The organism is Bradyrhizobium sp. SZCCHNS30572, assembly GCF_032484415.1.
Taxonomy (GTDB): Bacteria; Pseudomonadota; Alphaproteobacteria; order Rhizobiales; family Xanthobacteraceae; genus Bradyrhizobium.
This window is the reverse complement of the sequence record NZ_JAUESY010000003.1, coordinates 418,147-434,589: the sequence shown is the minus strand read 5'-3', so window position 1 is coordinate 434,589 and position 16,443 is coordinate 418,147. Positions and strand designations below refer to the sequence as shown.

Below are 16,443 nucleotides of genomic sequence, written 5' to 3'. Positions count from 1 at the left end.
GACCGGCATCATGCGCGGAGCCGGATACGTCGGAGATATCATCGAGCAAGCGACATGCCAGTTTTTCAGGCAAGACTCGGCCGTTCTGGCTCCGATATTGCATACAGCAATGCATGTAATGGATCGGACGCGATGGCGCTGCTGTACCAAGCCTATCAGAACCACATGGACCTGACCGAGCCGTGGCGCCAGAGCGCGGCAGCCGCCATGCGCTATCTCAACCTGATCCCATCAGGGCTATCCAGCCGCGCCATGCGGCGTCTGTCCGCCGCGCTCGAGCTGATCTCCCGCTCAGCCTTGACCTACGCCCGCCCGGCGTATGGCATCGATAGCGTAATGGTCGGCAACCGCGAACTCGCCGTCACCGAAGAGGTCTCGTTCAAGACGCCGTTCGGCTCGCTCCTGCACTTCAAGAAGGACGCTGCGCCGGAGCAGCCCAAGGTGCTGCTTGTCGCGCCAATGTCCGGCCATTTCGCCACCCTGCTGCGCGGCACCGTGAAGACACTACTGCAGGATCACGACGTCTATATCACAGACTGGCACAATCCGCGAGACATCCCGCGCGATCACGGCCGCTTCGGTCTGGAAGATTACACCGATCATCTCATCAGTTTTCTCAGCCAGCTCGGTCCGCGGCCGCACATGGTCGCGATCTGCCAACCGTCGGTGTCGGCACTCGCGGCCACCGCCGTGATGTGCGAGGACGACCATCCGTCGCGCCCCGCCACCTTGACCTTGATGGCCGGACCGATCGACACGCGGATCCAGCCGACCAAGGTCAACGAGTTCGCCAAGAGCAAGCCGATCGACTGGTTCGAGGACAACCTGATCCACTACGTGCCCTTTCAATGCAGGGGCGCCTTCCGAAAGGTCTATCCGGGCTTCGTGCAGCTCACGGCCTTCGTCTCGATGAATCTCGAGCGCCACGTCAAGCAGCACATGGATCTCGCCAACCATCTCGCCAAAGGCGAGGTCGAGAAGGCCGAAACGATCAAGACCTTCTACGACGAGTACTTCGCGGTGATGGATCTGCCGGCGGAGTTCTACATCGAGACGGTGCGCGACGTTTTCCAAGAGCATCTGCTGCCGCAAGGCAGACTGATGCATCGCGGCCGTCCCGTCGACCCGAAGGCAGTCCGGCGCATCGGCCTGATGACGGTCGAGGGCGAGCGTGACGACATCTGCTCGATCGGCCAGACGCTCTCGGCGCAGGACATCTGCACCAATGTGCGCGCCTATCGCCGCGTCCATCACATGCAGGCCGGCGTCGGCCATTACGGCGTGTTCAGCGGCAAGAAGTGGAACAACGAGATCTATCCGCTGCTGCGGGATTTCGTGCACGTCAATTCGTGAAGCGACCGCGCTGCACGCGTTGCAGCGTGGCCGACGGCGCCTCCCCGAACTTGTTGCGATAGGCCCCCGCCATCCGCCCGAGATGGGTGAAGCCAAGGTCGAAGGCGATGTCGATGATCCGCGCCTCCGGTGGAGCCGCCATCAATTGCGCATTGAGCCGCGCCAGCCGGATGTCGAGCAGCATGTCGGAGATCGACATCCCGAAATGGCGGCGAAAGCCGCCCTGCAGCGCCCGGATCCCCACGCCTGACGACGCCGCAAGTTGCGCCAGATCGAGCGGTTCGGCTGCGTGCGCCGCCAGAAGATCACGCGCCCGGCGGACGGCCTGCGGCAATGTCTCGACCCGGCCGGAATGCAGCCTGATCGCCTCCGCCAGGCCATTGCCGGGCTGCTCGAACAGAATGTCCAGCAGCGTCTCGCGCCAATTGGCTGCCGCAACCGGTGGCAGGCCGCGCCCACCGCCGAGACGCTCGGCGAGGTCCGCGAGCCCGAGCATGTGAGCCCGGAGCCGCGAGCCAGGACATCCCGACAACGCGATTGCGGGATCGAATTCGATCGGTTGCACCGCGCGCCCGGACAGCGCTGCTGCGCGCTGTTCCACGAGACGGCGGTCGAGCAACAGGATCAACTGAGCGCAAGCGTCCCAGACCATCCGCGTGGGCAATGTCGGCGACAGCAGTGATGCCGCATGGTCTGGCGCCGTCGCGACCTCGCCGGCCCCGGCAAAGACCCGCGCGGTCCCCGCCAGCGGGAGCTGCAGCAGAAAGAAGCGGTCGAGACAGCCCGGATCGATGGTTACCGCACCGCCATAGGCGACGTAGTTGATGGAAAAGCCATCGAATGCCGCGCAATTATGCAGAGCGAGGAAATCGCGCGCAGTATCCGCCTCCGGTTGCAGCCCATGCGGACAGAAGATGCGGCCTATTTGTTCAGCCGCCTCATCGACATCGTGCGTTGCAACACGGCCATAGGCTGTAAGCCGCGGCACAGCCGGAGACTTCCAACTACGATCAGCGGCTGCATCTGCAGTCATGGCCTACGTCGCCCGTCGAGATCGTTTGAAACCTATAATAATTAGCAACTGACGTCGAGGGATTCGTTTTCTGGATAGACTCGGCGTCGCCCCGGCTTGATCCTCCCACGCGTGCAGCAAGGAGATCCGGCATGATCACACTCGAAAAAGGCATCACGCGCGCAGGTACCGGCTATGCCGGCAAGACCTGGAATATCCTGGGTCAGCTCTATTATCCGAAAGCCGTCACCGACTCCACGTTCGCCTTCGAGACCAACAGCGAGCCCGGGCAGTTCGTGCCGGTTCACGTTCATCCCACCCAGGACGAGTTCATCCTGGTGCAGGAAGGCGTCCTCGACCTCAAGCTCGACGGCGTCTGGGTCAAGGCGAATGCCGGCGACCTCGTGCGCATGCCGCGCGGCATTCCGCATGGCTACTTCAACAAATCCGACAAGCCGGCGCGCGCGCTGTTCTGGGTCTCCCCGATGCAGAAGCTGGAAGCGCTGTTCAACATGCTCGACAATCTCGCCGATCCAGCCGAAGTGGTGCGGATCTCGGCGGAACACGAGGTCGACTTCCTGCCCCCGGAGGCCAACGACTAGGCGGCAGCGCGGGCCCCAGCGGGCGCCCCCGCCCTTTTGTTGCGGTACGAACGGCGCGCGATCATCGCTATCGGCTCCGTGCGCCTGCGGCATGAGCAGCGGCTGCGCTCGAACGAGATGCGATCGGCGAGATCCGTCTCGCCCTGATTTCGATGCTGCCGCATCCGTCGGCATCGCACGCCTCGGTCGCGCCGGGCGACCTTCGTCACCATCAAACTCTCGCGGGCTTCTGCAGCGCGGCGGGCGAATGCCGCCCGAACGCGGCTGCGCGCTCGACAACAAGGAGGTCCCATGATCAGCCGAAAGAATGTCTGTGTGATCGGCGCCGGTGTCTCCGGCCTGGCTGCAGCCAAAGCATTCACCGCCCGCGGGCACGACGTCACCATCGTCGAGCGGAGCGCCGATCTCGGCGGCGTCTGGGAGCCCGCGCGGTCCTATCCCGACGTGCAGACGCAGAGCCCCAAGGAGCTCTATCGCTACACCGACAAGGCGATGCCGGATCACTACCCCGAATGGCCGAAGGGACCGCAGGTCCATGCCTATCTTGCCGACTACGCGAAATCCCACGACCTCATCCGCCTGATGCGGTTGAACACGACCGTGCTTGCGATGCAGCGCCGCAGTGACGGCAAGCCTGGATGGAGCCTCGACCTCAAAACAGGAGACCGGACGCGCCGGGAGGATTTCGATTTCGTCGCCGTCTGCACCGGTCAGTTCAACGAGCCGCAGACGTTGTCGCTTGGCGGCGAAGATCAATTCGCGGCCGCCGGCGGCTTGATCCTGCATTCCTCGAAATACAACGATGCCGCGCTCACGAAGGGGCGCGACGTGGTGGTCCTCGGCGGCTCGAAATCGGCAACCGACATCGCGGTCAACGCCGTGCGCTCCGGCGCGCGCTCGGTCACGATCGTGCTTCGTGAAGCGGTGTGGCGCATTCCCTACTTCATCGGCGGTCTGATCAACTTCAAGCGCATCCTCTATATCCGCGCCCAGGAGCAGATGTTCCCAAGCTGGGGCATCGGCCCGCTCTCGCGCCTTGCCCATCTGCTGGCCAAGCCGCTCGTCTGGGCCAATTGGCGCGGCCTGGAAAGCCTGCTCAAGATGCAGTTGAAGCTCGCCAAATGCAACATGGTGCCGAAGGGCAGGATCGAGGACGGCGTGAACTGCTCAGTCCCGATCGCGACGCCCGACTTCTTCCCGATGGTCGCAGACGGCCGGATCAAGGCCGTCTACGGCACCTTCGGCCATTACGAGCCGAACACCATCGTGACCAGCGGCGGCGAACGAATTCCGGCCGACGTCGCGATCCTCGCCATCGGCTACAAGCTCGGGGTCCCGTTTCTGTCGGATGCCGACCGCGCCAGACTGGTCGATCCGGACGGGCAGTACCGGCTCTATCGGCTGATCGCCAATCCCGATCTTCCCGACATGGGATTCGTCGGCTTCAATTCGAGCTTCTGCACCGTGCTCTGTGCGGACATGGCCGCCAACTGGCTGGTGCGGTATGCCGACAAACAGCTGGCGCATCAACCGAGCGAGCGCGAGATGCGCGACAACATCGAGATGATGCTGCATTTCAAGCGGATCGAGCGCCCTGCCGCGGGCGTGTATGGCGGACTTTGCGTCGCGCCCTATCACTTCAAGCATTTCGATGAACTGCTTGCCGACATCGGCGCTCAGCGCCGACGGCCCAATCCATTGGCCGAGATGTTCACGCCGCCCGATGCGGACGCGTATAACGACTTTCTCGCATCCGCGCCGGCCTATCAGGCCGGCTGAGGTGGCGGCGAACAGTCTCGCCGCGCTGCAGACACAGTGACGCCGCAAGCGCGACGCATTGCAGAGGGATGGCCGGCCCTGTGGAGCGCTGGCCTTCCCGACACAGTCGGGCTATCCAAGGCGCCCCGGCCTCCAGCCGTTCGCCTCGGAGCCTGCCATGATCCTCTCGACCCATCTCCGCACCATCGGTCTCGCCGCTTCGGCCGCGTTCCTCCTGACCACCGCGGCCCAAGCCGCAGAAGTCCACGTCATGATCTCCGGCGGCATGACCGCTGCGTTCAAATCCCTGGTGCCGGAATTCGAGCGGCGCTCGGGTCACAAGGTCACGATTGCCTACGGCCCGTCGATGGGAACAACCACGAATGCGATTCCCGTTCGCCTCGAGCGCGGCGAACCTGCCGATGTCCTCATCATGGTGGGCTACGCACTCAGCGATCTCACCACCAAGGGCAAGGTGACGCCGGATAGCCGCGCGGACCTCGCCAACTCGCCGATCGGCGTCGCGGTCAAGTCGGGGACGCCGCATCCCGATATTTCGAACGCGGAAGCCGTGAGACGCATGCTGATCGCCGCCAAGACCATCGCCTATTCGGACAGCGCGAGCGGCGTCTACGTCTCCACCGAGATGTTCGACAAGCTTGGCATCAAGGACGAGATGAAAGGCAAGGCGCGGATGATTCCGGCCACTCCCGTCGGCGAGATCGTCGCCCAGGGCGAAGCGGAGATCGGCTTTCAGCAGATCAGCGAGCTCAAGCCGGTGAAGGGCATCGACATCGTCGGGCCGCTGCCGGCCGGACTGCAGAAGATCACCGTGTTCTCCGCCGGCATCGCTACGGCCGCCAAGGAGCCGGAGGCCGGCGAGGCGCTCATCAAGTTCCTGCAATCACCGGATGCGCGTCACGTCATCGCGGAAAGCGGCCTCGATCCGATCGTGAGGCGGGCGCCGAACTGACGATGAAGCGTGCCGGCTGAGACGATGGCTCTCCCCCGCCGGTGGCGTGGGAGAGTCCGCCAAGCAGCGTCGGTGCGCTTACTGGGTGAGCAAAGTCGACTCGCTCAGATTGTTGGCGCCGTAGGCCTTCTTGAGCAGACCGTTCGCCTTGGAATCCGTCATGAACTTGGTGACGAAGGCCAGCGACTGCGGATGCTTCAGCGGCACCGCAACCGCGGTGTCCGTCTTCTTGAAGGTCTCGGCGAGCACCTTGGTGCCGGAAATCTGCTTGGCGATGAGATTCAATTGATCGCGCGCCAGCGCGAGCGCGTCGATCTCGCCGGCGCTGAGCAGCGCATAGACTTCCTCGTAGGATTTGAAGCCGGTGACGGTCGCCTTCTTCAGGAAAGCCTTGGCACCGCGCAGCACGGTCGTGTCGTTGATGGCCGCTACCTCGGTGCCGGCCTGGTCCAGCGCGGCGATGTTGGCGACGTCGAGACCGGCGCGGATGATGAAGGTGGTTTCGACCGAATCGTAGACCGGACCGAACGAGACCTTGGTTTCGCGCTCCGCGTCCTTCGGCATGAAGGCCACATCCCAGACGCCCCGAGCAGCTTCATCGGTGATCGCATTGGAATTCGGATGCTCGACGAACTCGACGGGCACACCGACCTGCGCGGCCATGGCCTTGCCCAGTTCGACCGGAACGCCTGAATAGCCGCTGTCCGACTTGACGCACCAGAACGCACCGCCGGCGGGGCCAACGGCAATGGCGACACGAAGCTTGCCGGTCGGCGCGATTTCTTCCTTCAAGCCGGCTGCGCCGGCGGCGTTGCCGGCAAACGTGACTACCGCAGCTGCCAGGGCTGCGTCACGCAGCCAGCGCCAAAACGCCATGGCCCTCTCCCATTGGATTGCAGGTTGGATACGAGCCGCACCTTGCCGGGAGCACCGTTAAATACAACTTACCTCGCTTGCGCAAAGCAGCATGCGACGCGCAAAACTTGCGCGTCGCAATTACGGTTTCAAATAACTCGATACCGAAAACCGATTAAGCGTCGCTTAAACGCAGCGCCGAACCGCGACGCCATTGACGATGACCGTGCGGCACGCCGCAGCCGCCACCGGCGGCTTGCGAACCACCACGGCGCCCGCCGCACCGGCGCAGCCGGCCCGCACGACGCCCCGAGCGCAGACCACGGCGTTGGCATCCGACATCGACACGAACGGCATCGCCGCCAGGATGAACAATCCGCACAGCGTGGAAATAATGGCACGTGAGACAATGGCGCTCATCTTCAAACTCCTGATCATGATCTCATTGGTCAAATATCCACCCCGTCGCGACCTTGCCTGGGACTTCCCCGCCCGACAATTGTGACAATTTGGGTGGATCGCGCTCGTATGCATCTCGGATGGTAACCATGGACGGCAGCCGCTCCGCATCAGCGATTGGCCGCGAACTGCGCGAGCATGCCCTTGCAGCCAGGCGTCAGCGCGCCGGCATTGGCCGCGAGGCACTGCGCGATTCGACCGCCACCCGGCTCGATGCCGCTGCACAACGCCCGCGCGTCGGCGCCGCAGGCGGCCCTCACGATGCGCAACTCCTCGAGCGGCCGCAGCGGTCGCAGCACCAGCGCCGGCGCCGTCGGTGCAGCGGTGGTTGCCACCGCGGGCGCGGCGACAGCCGCAGTCGCCGGCGCGGCGCCGCCGCGCGAAGACGCCATCGCCTGGGCGCAGGGAGCGGACAGCTTGGCCTTGTTCTGCTCCAGGCATTGCAGCGCCGCGGCGCCGCCCGGCGGCACGCTGCTGCAGACCTTGCGGTAATCGGAGCCGCAGGCACTCCGGATCGCGGCCACCTGCGCCTCGCTCGGTTGGGCTGCGGGCGCTGACGCCGCTGCAGCCGGCTTGGCCGCCGGGGACTGCGTAGGCACGGCCGCAACGGCCGCGGCCGGCTGCGCCGCTGCCTTCGGAGGCTCGGGAGGCTTGCTCGCCTCGGCGACGGCCGGCTTGGTCGGGGCGGACGGTACCGAAGCCGGCTTGGCTTCCGCGGCAGGCTTGGTTTCCGCCGGCGGCTTGGCTTCCGCCGAGGGCCTGGTCTCTGCCGTGGGCTTGACCTCTGCCGCGGGCTTGGCCTCTGCCGCGGGCTTGGCCTCCGCGGCAGGCTCGAGCGCCTTGACCGCCGTCTGACAAGATGAGGACAGGCTCGCGATGTTCTTCTGCAGGCATTGGAACGCCGCCGTGCCGCCGGGCGGCACACTCGCGCATTTCGCCATGTAGTCGGACCGGCACGCCGACTTGATCGCGTTGCGCTGCGCATCGCTCTGCGCCAGCGCCTGCGTTGCTGCAAGGCCGGCCGCCGCGGCCATCCCGAGCACCAGCATTCTCCTGAAGCGATTGATCATCGGTCGATCCTCAATGGTGTCGTGCTTCAATGACTTGTCGCCAGCGCAGCCGCCCGCATGGTGGCCAATCGGGTCTCATCAGTATGCGCACGCGCATATCGGCCCAGGCTGCGCCGGCGGCGGATGCCTGACAATTGGGAAAATTTGGGTGGATCGCATTCTCACTCCGCCGGCGCCGGCCGCAGCGCCGGCTGCGCCGCCGGAAGCTCCGGCGGCAGGATCAGCGCGGCGATGACCGCAACCAGGCAGAGCGCGGCGAAGGCCTGCAGCATGGTGACGAAGCCGCCGCGCTCATACAGCCAGGCGACCAGGCCGACCGAGGCGCCTGCCGCGGTGAAGCCGATGAAATAGCGCACCGCATAGGCGCGCGAGCGCCATTCCTCCGCCGTGTACTTGCCGACCATCGCGTCGTTGACCGTGACCTGTCCGAACGCGCCCATGACGATGCCGATCGAGGCCACGATCAGCGCCCAGTCGCGCGCATCGGCGGCGAGATAGAGCAGCGGCGCCAGCACCAGCGAGAGCGGCAGCGCGATCGTCTTCAGCGCGTGGCGATCGAGCAGCCGGCCGATCGTGTACTGCGTCATCGCGCCGAACACGTAGACGCCGGCCGCGATCACGCCGAGCAGCGCCGGGCTCTGCGTCAACCCGGCCAGCCGCTCCGCGAACAGCTTTGGCAGCGCCACGGTGATCGCGTTGAACGTCGTGGAGATCGCGATCACCACCAGCAGCAGCGCGAGCACCACGCGCCACATCTGGTCGCGCGCGACACGGGCCTGCGCCGCGGCCTGCTTCGATCCGCGGCGGTCCTCATGCACGACCGACAGCGCGAACACCACGCCGATCGCCACCGTGATCACCCCGGGCACGATGAAGGCGAAGCGCCAGCCGAGATATTGCCCGACCACGCCGGTGACCAGCGCCGACGAGGCGACGCCGAGATTTCCGAACACGCCGTTCAGCCCCATGTCGCGGCCGAGCCGGTCGGCATAGGACACCAGCATCGCGGTTCCCACCGGATGATAGATCGAGGCGAACAGTCCGATCGAAAGCAGCGCCGCGCCGAGCTGCCACGGCGTCTGCACCAAGCCGACCGAGATCATCGACAGGCCGATGCCGAGATAGAAGATCAGCATCATGTGCCGCCGGCTCCAGCGGTCGCCGAGCCAGCCGGTCAGGAGCGACCCGGCGCCGAAGGCGATGAAGCCCGGCGTCGCATAGGGCAAGAGGTCCGCATAGGCCATGCCGAGCGCCGGGCCCATGATGATGACCGCGGCTGCGAAGATCAGCATCGCATAATGGTCGATGAAATGGGCCGCGTTGACGAAGCCGATGACGCGGCGGGCGCTGTTCATGGGAGCTGTCCTCGATTCCTGACGGATCGGTTATAGTCGACGCGACCAACGAGAAGCCGCCAATGACCATCGTGGACACGCCATTGAAGCCGCTCGGCGCCGACCGGGTGACGACCGAGCCCGGCGTCCATCTGATCGCGCGCCTCTATCAAAAAGGTGCGCGGCTCGATCCGCACATGCACCGTGAATCCCAGTTGATCTACGCCTCGCGCGGCACGATGCAGGTGACGACGCCGCGGGGACGCTGGCTGGTGCCACCGGACCGCGCGGTCTGGGTGCCGGCGCGCCATGGCCACGCCATCGACATGCTGGCCGACAGCCAGATGCGGACGCTGTATTTCGAGCTGGACTGGCTGAAGCGGGAGACGCGGAGCGCGCGGCTCGACCGCGAGTTCGTCGTGCAGGTGTCGCCGCTGCTGCATCAGGCGATCCTGGCGCTGTTCGCGGCGGACGGCGGGCCGGAGCGCACGGCGCTGCTGGTGCGGCTCGCTCTGCTCGAATTGCGCCGCGCCGAGGATTCCTCGACCTTCATCCCCTTGCCGCAGGATCCGCGCGCGAGACGTGCCGCCCACCTCGTCCTCGCCTCTCCCGCGAGCGAGGAGGACCTGGCGACCCTGGCGGGCAAGGTCGGCAGCTCGGCCCGCACTTTGTCGCGGCTGTTCGCGGCGGAGACGCGGCTGAGCTTCAAGGCGTGGTGCCAGCGCGCCCGGATCGCCGCCGCGATCGAGCGGCTGTCCACCGACCGTCACCTCTCCGTCAAGCAGCTCGCCGCCGATCTCGGCTATGCCAGCGTACCGGCGTTTTCGCATGCCTTCAGGCAGGTCACCGGCCGCACTCCGACCGAATTCGCGGAGCAGACAGGTGCATGACTCGCCGGCCGCATATGCACACCGCGACGGCGGCGTTGACGATTTGTTATGTTTGAATGTCGCCAGCTTTGCCATAAATCCATGTAACATCGCCTTCATCACGCTCCGGGATTCGACCGACATCAGATGGCCAACGCCTTTTTCACCGACCTGATCACCACAATTTCCGAGCGAGGCCGGACGCTGCTGCGCGGCGGCGGCGCCCCTGTCGACAAGCATGATGCGAAAAGCCTGGCCGAGCTGTGCGAGGCGCTGGTGTCCGGCGCCGGCGAGGCCTCGGGCACGGCGATGGCCCGCGACGTTCTCGACGGCTATCACGATCTCGACCCCGAGGGCCGCAAGGCGTTCTTCACCGCGCTGGTGCATGATTTCGGGCCGGACAAGGCCAGGCTCGCCAAGGCGATCGACGACTGGCGCGCGACGCCATCGGACGAAGGCGCGAGCGCGCTGCATTTCGCCTCCGAGCCGCGCCGGCAGGAGCTGATCCGCCGGCTCAACCGCGCGCCGGGCGGCACGCCCGAGCTGGTGGCGATGCGCACCGATCTCCTGGATCTCATCAAGGGCAATCCGGAACTCGCCGCGCTCGATCGCGACGTCGTGCATCTCTTGAGCTCATGGTTCAACAGGGGGTTTCTCGTGCTGCGTAAGATCGACTGGTCGACGCCGGCGAACATTCTGGAACAGATCATCCGCTACGAGGCAGTGCACGAGATCCACGACTGGGACGATCTGCGCCGCCGCATCGATCCGGTCGATCGCCGCTGCTACGCCTTCTTCCATCCCGCGATGCCCGATGCGCCCTTGATCTTCGTCGAGATCGCGCTGACCGAGACCATCCCCGGCGCCATCGCGCCGCTGCTCGCCGTCGATCGTCCGCCGGTGCCGGCCGACCGCGCCCGCACCGCCGTATTCTATTCGATCTCCAACACCCAGCGCGGCCTCGGCGGCATCTCGTTCGGCAACTTCCTGATCAAGCAGGTGGTCGAGGAGCTGCGGCGCGAGCTGCCGAAGCTGGACACCTTCGTCACGCTGTCGCCGGTGCCCGGCTTCATGCACTGGCTGAAGTCGACGACCGATGCGACCGAAGAGGATCGCAACGTGCTCAAGCTGCTGAACGAGCCGCGCTGGGTCGAGGATGCCGAGATGACCGCCGAGCTGCGCCCGGTGATCGAGCCGCTCGCCGCGCACTACTTCCTGAAGGCGCGGACGTCGAAGGGCAAGGTGATCGATCCCGTCGCCCGCTTCCACCTCGGCAACGGCGCGAGACTCGAGCGCATCAACTGGCTCGGCGACCTCTCGTCCAAGGGCCAGCGCGAATCCGCGACCGTGATGGTGAACTACCTGTATCGGCTCGAGGACATCGAGAAGAACCACGAAGCCTATGCCAATGACGGCGAGGTCGTGGCCTCGAGCGCGGTCAAGAAGCTGCTGCGCGCCGAGGGCCGGCGGCTGCTGGATATGCGGCTGTCGTCGTAGGACTTGCGGCAGACTGCAGCACTGTCTCACATCCACCTCGCGCCATTGCTGGGCACGCCGCCCACTCCAAACTCCGTCGTTGCGAGGAGCGAAGCGACGAAGCAATCCAGAGTCTTTCGCGTCGCCCTGGATTGCTTCGCTTCGCTCGCAATGACGCCGGTGAGAGACTGTGCTTACGCCACAGCCACCATCGTCATCCCGGCGAACGCCGGGATCCATAACCACAGGTCGTCGTTTGAGGCAGGCCAGTCGTTAGACCTCGCCAAGCCACATCCGCCGCGGCGTATGGGTCCCGGCGTTCGCCGGGACGACGATGAGGTTGGACCGGTTTCACATTTCAAACAGCTTGGGGACGCGCGATCATAGCCTCGCGGCGCATGGCGCCCGAGTTGCTGCGAAGCATGTCCCTCCGACAAATACAGAGGGCGCAGGGAAGACCGGGTGCTGGCCGCAACCCATGGCCCCCGTGCGTGAGAAAGTGCACGGGGCAGGAACCACAGGTACGACCGGTGCATTCCGGCCTTCCCTGCGCGATGGTTTGAACGGTGTCCTTCGTGCTCTCCCTGGGGATCGGCGTTCTTGCCCCCATTTTGCGACAACGCGCCTTTGGCGCGTTGCGCAGACCTCAGCGTCGAGAGGCCAGGACCACACGACTTCTCCGTCCGTAGCGACGCCGGTCGTCCACCGTCGCCGCTGCGGCCACCGCATCCCTATCCCGACGTTCGTGACGACGCGTACGCCCCTCTGCGAAAAGGACAGGACATGCGCATCATTGCTGATTTTCGGAATTTGTCAAGGTGAAAGATTCGGGCACCGCTCGCGGTGCCCGCCGGGACCTCGGCCCCCTCGCCCTCACGACGCCTTGCGTTTCGCTTCCACATGGCGCGCGAAGCTGTCGAGAATGGCCTGCCAGCCGCCCTGCTGCTGCTCGACGGAATGGGTCGTTTCGGCATCGAAGGCGACACGAACGACAACGCCATTCGGGCCGGGCTCGAAGTGGACCTCGGCCTTCCGGTCGCCGAAGGCATATTCGATCAGCTTGTGCTCGACGATCTTCGCGTAGGTGCCGGCAAAGTCGAAGCCCATGCTGCCGTCCTTGGCCTCCATCCGCGACGAGAACGCGCCGCCCTCTCTCAGGTCGACCGTGGCCTTGGTCGTATGCCAATCGTCGGAGGCCGCGTTCCATCTCACGATGTCGGCCGGCGTCGTATAGGCACGCCAGACCTGATCGATCGGGGCTGCGACGTTGGTTTCGACGGTGATCCTCATGAACATTGCTCCTAGTTCGTGTTGAACGATCACTGCACTTGTGCAGGAGTGATGCTCGAAGGACGATGGGGACCGGCCGGTCCCGACAGACGGTAGGACAAATCTTGCCTCTTGGGATACCGCAGGATTTTCGATGGGAAAAGCGATACGAGTGTCATTCGTTGCCGCCGCAGCGCTGACAGGCGGCGCTTTTGGAGCGGTCGGTCTCGGCTACGCGGCCTTGGCAGTCGGCTTCTTTGCTCTCAGTTTCGCGCCTGGGGGCATTCACAGCGACTGGAGCATGCTCGCGCTGTTGGGTGTCGTGGTTGGCGTCGGTCTCGGCGGCCTCCTTGGAATTTGGGCGGGCGTGACGGTGGCCAAGTCTTTGCTCCGGAAAAAGCAGAAACTGGAACTCCCAGGCCATCCAGAAACCGAGAGATAATCATGAGCCCCTCAGCGGAGATTTCGAAACGCATATTCGAGCTGCTCTCGGAAGATGGCTTTTGGCAGCCGTCCCGTGGGATCTATGTCAAACCATGGATCGACGCGTGGCGAGGATGGATTAGCATCGACTCCGGACGTTACAACCTGGGCCCTGTGGTCGGCCTGTTCAACGACGAACTTTTGAAGGCCAGCAGCAAAGCGCTGAAACGATTGGGGGCTCCATGGCGATACGGCAAGAATGGACCACCGTTGATCATGATCAACCTGCAGCAGCTTGCCGAGCAGGACTCAGAGAGCAGGACGAGAATCTCTTGGACCTATAGCGGCGAACCATTGCAGGTAAGCGTTGCGGACGACATCGTTTGCTGCATACGGACCTGCGGATACCCCTACATCCAGCGGCACACCAGCATCGAGGCCGTGTTGCGCGCAGCCGTGGACGAAAGGAGGGCATCGCCGGCCTTCATCATGTACTTGCCGATCCTCCTGATCAAGCTCGGCCAACTGGACACACTCCGCCAAGTCGTAGCCATCCAGCGCGAGCGCCCCGTCAGCGCGGACCTCTCGGTCAGCTACGAGCAATACGTCGATGCCCTACTGGAACTTCGTGATGGCAGCCAAAGTGAATGATCCTTGCGATAGGATCACATCACATCCTCGGCTTGTCGATATGAAGTCCTCGCGCCGCCAGCGCCTCGATCAGATGCGGCCGGCGCTCGTCGATCCATTCGACGCACTGTTCGGGAATGACACGAATGCCGTCATTGACCATCCGCGCCAGCGGGCCCGGAGCCCACGCAAGGATATGGCTGGTGGTGGGCCCCTCCTGCAGGTAGGCCACCCACGTATCCCAGGGCGGCACGTTGCCTTCGGTGAAAAAGCCTTCGGTCTCGTCGTGGGCCACGCCACAATCGAGACTATCGTCAGGAAAAAACGCAAGCAACCGGCCTTGAAAGCTGCAGATGTTTGGGGGGGTGATGTTGCCGCCACCCAGGCGGCAACGGCGCTGCTGGGCGACCGACTGAACCCAGGCCTTCCGCGTTCGGCTGCCGAATTCGGGCGCGATGTCGGCGCTCCGGAATGTCGTCGAGGGCCACCACGGGCGCGGACGCGAGGCGCACCAGGCGATGGTCTCGGCCAGATGCTGGATGACCTCGTCCAACGTGTGGCCGTTCTCGTGATCAAGATTCATGGCGGGCTCATGTCGTTGCTGTCAGTCGAACGCTAGCATCCACCGGCCCTCGCCTCCTGTCCAGCATAGCACTGCGTCCGAAGCTCCCGCGGCACACTGGCGATTCATCATTGCTCTCTGCGCAACGATTCATGCACTGTCGTTAAGATTTCACGGACACACGTGATGCGCTGTCTCACGCAAAATTCGTGACACGGTCTCGCCATGTGGGGCATAGTGACATAGGCTTCGCCTGAGGATGCATGACGTGAGGACTTCAGAGCTGATACGACTGCTGGCTGGTCACGGAATCTCAAGACAGGCTTTCAGCATCGACGGGGTTGGGGCCTGCGAAGAGCAGTACAGACTGGACCGGGACGGCCCCCTCTGGAAATTCTACTACTATGAGCGCGGCGAGCAGGCGGGAGTTCGGCAGTTTGCCAGCGAGGATGAAGCGTGTCGTTTCATGCTCGACACCCTGCTGGCGGATCAGACGACGCGGCGCTGAGCCCTCTCGCGCGAGCGATCTGAAGGTGAGTTGATCCGGAAGAGGCGCAGAACTTGATCACAAGCACTCATAGTCGTGCTCTCCGGCCCCGCTTGCTCACTTGAGCATTCGGACCTCATTGTTCTCAAGGCGATGCGAGAGCACCGCCTGAACGCGCCGCGCGCGGCACTCCTCACCATGAGGGTGTATGCTGTCGCCGCGCCTCACCCGACCGCCCCCTGCGGCCTCAGCCGCAGTATCGCCGGCGGGAGGTTCGCCGCCAGCCATTCCGCAATCACCTTCTGCTTTCGGTGATACGCCAGTCCCACCGCGACCACCGCGACGCCGATCAGCGACAGTGCGAACGGGAACAGCAGCGAGTCCTTGAAGACGACGTCGGCGAGGTGGCCGAGATACATCGTGATGCCGATGGCGCCGAACACGGCGTAGGCGCGGCGGACGATGATGACGGCGATCGCGAGCAGGCCGACGTTCAGCAGGCAGTAGATCGCCTTGCCCAGCTCGGTCGCGCCTTCCGTGGCGCTGACGCCGCCCCAGAAGGCCATCAGGCCGAACAAGTGCAGCCAAAAGCCGAAGTCGCGGCTGTGGCTGGTGTAGTCGACGATCCACGCCACCGCGAGAATGCCGAGGCCGAACCAGATCGACACGACGCGGCGCATCTCCCAGTCGAAATGGCTGACGTTGAAGATCCAGGGCGTGAGGTCCATCGACATGAACCACAGCGCGACCGACATGATCGCGACGATGAAGGGCACGCGATAGAAGCGCAGCGCGATCGCGCCCGCCGCGATGGTGGCGATCTCCATGAACAGCCAACTGCCCTTGATCCAGACGTAGAAGTCATGAACCGTGCCGGGCTTGCCGAACTTGCCCCACCAGCCGAATTCGGCTTGGACGCCGTAGACGGCGAGCGGTGCCATCGACACGGCGATGGCGATCAGCAGGCCGCCGGGGACGCGCAGGTCGCGGCGCCAGAGGTGGTCGCCGGCGAAGCCGAACGCGGCGGCATAGGCGAGCGCGCAGGCCGTCAGGGCGCGGCCGCCCATCTGCGAGAAGGCCACCGTCGAGAACAGGCCCATGGCGCCGATCACGATCAGCGCGCCGGCGTACCAGAGCAGATGCGCGGCATCGAATTTGGCGTGCGCCGCCGGACCCGCCTTCGCCTGTTGCTCGAGGTAGGTCAGCAACCGCTGCAACTCGTCGGGCCCGATCGCGCCTGCCCCGGCGGCGGCGCGCAGATCTTGTTCCGAATAGGCCATCGTCATCACCCTCTGTGACCCCGCCGGGAGA

General features: G+C 64.7%; 17 protein-coding genes. 9 read left to right on the top strand and 8 right to left on the bottom strand.

Annotation, left to right across the window (positions count from 1 at the left end; translation table 11 throughout):
- Nucleotides 1-132 precede the first annotated feature (132 nt).
- Nucleotides 133-1,353, top strand: coding sequence for a polyhydroxyalkanoate depolymerase (locus tag QX048_RS10225; RefSeq protein WP_315828296.1), 1,221 nt, complete (start codon nt 133-135; stop codon nt 1,351-1,353).
- On the opposite strand, the gene QX048_RS10220 is transcribed toward QX048_RS10225, so the two are convergent.
- On the bottom strand, nt 1,343-2,386 hold the full coding sequence (locus tag QX048_RS10220; protein WP_315718049.1) for an AraC family transcriptional regulator: 1,044 nt from the start codon (nt 2,384-2,386) through the stop codon (nt 1,343-1,345). The two genes, QX048_RS10225 and QX048_RS10220, sit on opposite strands and share 11 nt — an antisense overlap.
- Before the next feature lie 131 nt (nt 2,387-2,517).
- Here QX048_RS10220 and QX048_RS10215 point away from each other — a divergent pair, with 131 nt between their 5' ends.
- The 3 genes from QX048_RS10215 to QX048_RS10205 all read left to right on the top strand — a co-directional run bounded on the left by QX048_RS10215 (nt 2,518) and on the right by QX048_RS10205 (nt 5,698).
- Complete coding sequence (locus QX048_RS10215; protein WP_315718048.1) at nt 2,518-2,967, top strand: cupin domain-containing protein; 450 nt, start codon at nt 2,518-2,520, stop codon at nt 2,965-2,967.
- A gap of 291 nt (nt 2,968-3,258) precedes the next feature.
- Nucleotides 3,259-4,746: a flavin-containing monooxygenase gene (locus QX048_RS10210; protein WP_315828297.1), complete on the top strand. Its 1,488-nt coding sequence runs from the start codon at nt 3,259-3,261 to the stop codon at nt 4,744-4,746.
- 157 nt (nt 4,747-4,903) lie between these two features.
- A complete protein-coding gene (locus QX048_RS10205; protein ID WP_315718045.1) occupies nt 4,904-5,698 on the top strand; it encodes a substrate-binding domain-containing protein in 795 nt (264 codons plus the stop codon).
- 78 nt (nt 5,699-5,776) lie between these two features.
- On the opposite strand, the gene QX048_RS10200 is transcribed toward QX048_RS10205, so the two are convergent.
- The 4 genes from QX048_RS10200 to QX048_RS10185 all read right to left on the bottom strand — a co-directional run bounded on the left by QX048_RS10200 (nt 5,777) and on the right by QX048_RS10185 (nt 9,437).
- A complete protein-coding gene (locus tag QX048_RS10200; RefSeq protein ID WP_315718044.1) occupies nt 5,777-6,574 on the bottom strand; it encodes a transporter substrate-binding domain-containing protein in 798 nt (265 codons plus the stop codon).
- 165 nt (nt 6,575-6,739) lie between these two features.
- Entirely contained in the window at nt 6,740-6,973 is a 234-nt protein-coding gene (locus tag QX048_RS10195; RefSeq protein ID WP_315718042.1) for a hypothetical protein, read from the bottom strand.
- 149 nt (nt 6,974-7,122) lie between these two features.
- Nucleotides 7,123-8,082, bottom strand: coding sequence for a hypothetical protein (locus QX048_RS10190; protein ID WP_315828298.1), 960 nt, complete (start codon nt 8,080-8,082; stop codon nt 7,123-7,125).
- A 161-nt stretch (nt 8,083-8,243) separates the two neighbouring features.
- Nucleotides 8,244-9,437 carry an MFS transporter gene (locus tag QX048_RS10185; RefSeq protein ID WP_315828299.1) on the bottom strand — a complete coding sequence of 398 codons (1,194 nt, stop codon included), beginning with the start codon at nt 9,435-9,437 and terminating at the stop codon, nt 8,244-8,246.
- Nucleotides 9,438-9,499: 62 nt separating this feature from the next.
- Between QX048_RS10185 and QX048_RS10180 the strand changes: the two genes are divergently transcribed.
- Nucleotides 9,500-10,306 carry a helix-turn-helix transcriptional regulator gene (locus tag QX048_RS10180; RefSeq protein WP_315828300.1) on the top strand — a complete coding sequence of 269 codons (807 nt, stop codon included), beginning with the start codon at nt 9,500-9,502 and terminating at the stop codon, nt 10,304-10,306.
- Nucleotides 10,307-10,432: 126 nt separating this feature from the next.
- Nucleotides 10,433-11,782, top strand: coding sequence for a malonyl-CoA decarboxylase (locus tag QX048_RS10175; protein ID WP_315718038.1), 1,350 nt, complete (start codon nt 10,433-10,435; stop codon nt 11,780-11,782).
- Between the two features lie 852 nt (nt 11,783-12,634).
- Here the strand turns inward: QX048_RS10175 and QX048_RS10170 are convergent.
- On the bottom strand, nt 12,635-13,051 hold the full coding sequence (locus QX048_RS10170) for an SRPBCC family protein (protein ID WP_315828301.1): 417 nt from the start codon (nt 13,049-13,051) through the stop codon (nt 12,635-12,637).
- Between the two features lie 133 nt (nt 13,052-13,184).
- Between QX048_RS10170 and QX048_RS10165 the strand changes: the two genes are divergently transcribed.
- Both QX048_RS10165 and QX048_RS10160 read left to right on the top strand, forming a co-directional pair.
- Entirely contained in the window at nt 13,185-13,472 is a 288-nt protein-coding gene (locus tag QX048_RS10165; RefSeq protein ID WP_315828302.1) for a hypothetical protein, read from the top strand.
- A 2-nt stretch (nt 13,473-13,474) separates the two neighbouring features.
- Nucleotides 13,475-14,104 carry a hypothetical protein gene (locus tag QX048_RS10160; protein WP_315828303.1) on the top strand — a complete coding sequence of 210 codons (630 nt, stop codon included), beginning with the start codon at nt 13,475-13,477 and terminating at the stop codon, nt 14,102-14,104.
- A gap of 19 nt (nt 14,105-14,123) precedes the next feature.
- On the opposite strand, the gene QX048_RS10155 is transcribed toward QX048_RS10160, so the two are convergent.
- Nucleotides 14,124-14,666, bottom strand: coding sequence for a hypothetical protein (locus QX048_RS10155; RefSeq protein ID WP_315828304.1), 543 nt, complete (start codon nt 14,664-14,666; stop codon nt 14,124-14,126).
- A 247-nt stretch (nt 14,667-14,913) separates the two neighbouring features.
- Here QX048_RS10155 and QX048_RS10150 point away from each other — a divergent pair, with 247 nt between their 5' ends.
- Nucleotides 14,914-15,153: a hypothetical protein gene (locus QX048_RS10150; protein ID WP_315828305.1), complete on the top strand. Its 240-nt coding sequence runs from the start codon at nt 14,914-14,916 to the stop codon at nt 15,151-15,153.
- Nucleotides 15,154-15,356: 203 nt separating this feature from the next.
- Here QX048_RS10150 and QX048_RS10145 read toward each other — a convergent pair whose 3' ends face one another.
- Nucleotides 15,357-16,412, bottom strand: a complete 1,056-nt coding sequence (locus QX048_RS10145) for a hypothetical protein (protein WP_315828306.1) — start codon at nt 16,410-16,412, stop codon at nt 15,357-15,359.
- Nucleotides 16,413-16,443: the final 31 nt, after the last annotated feature.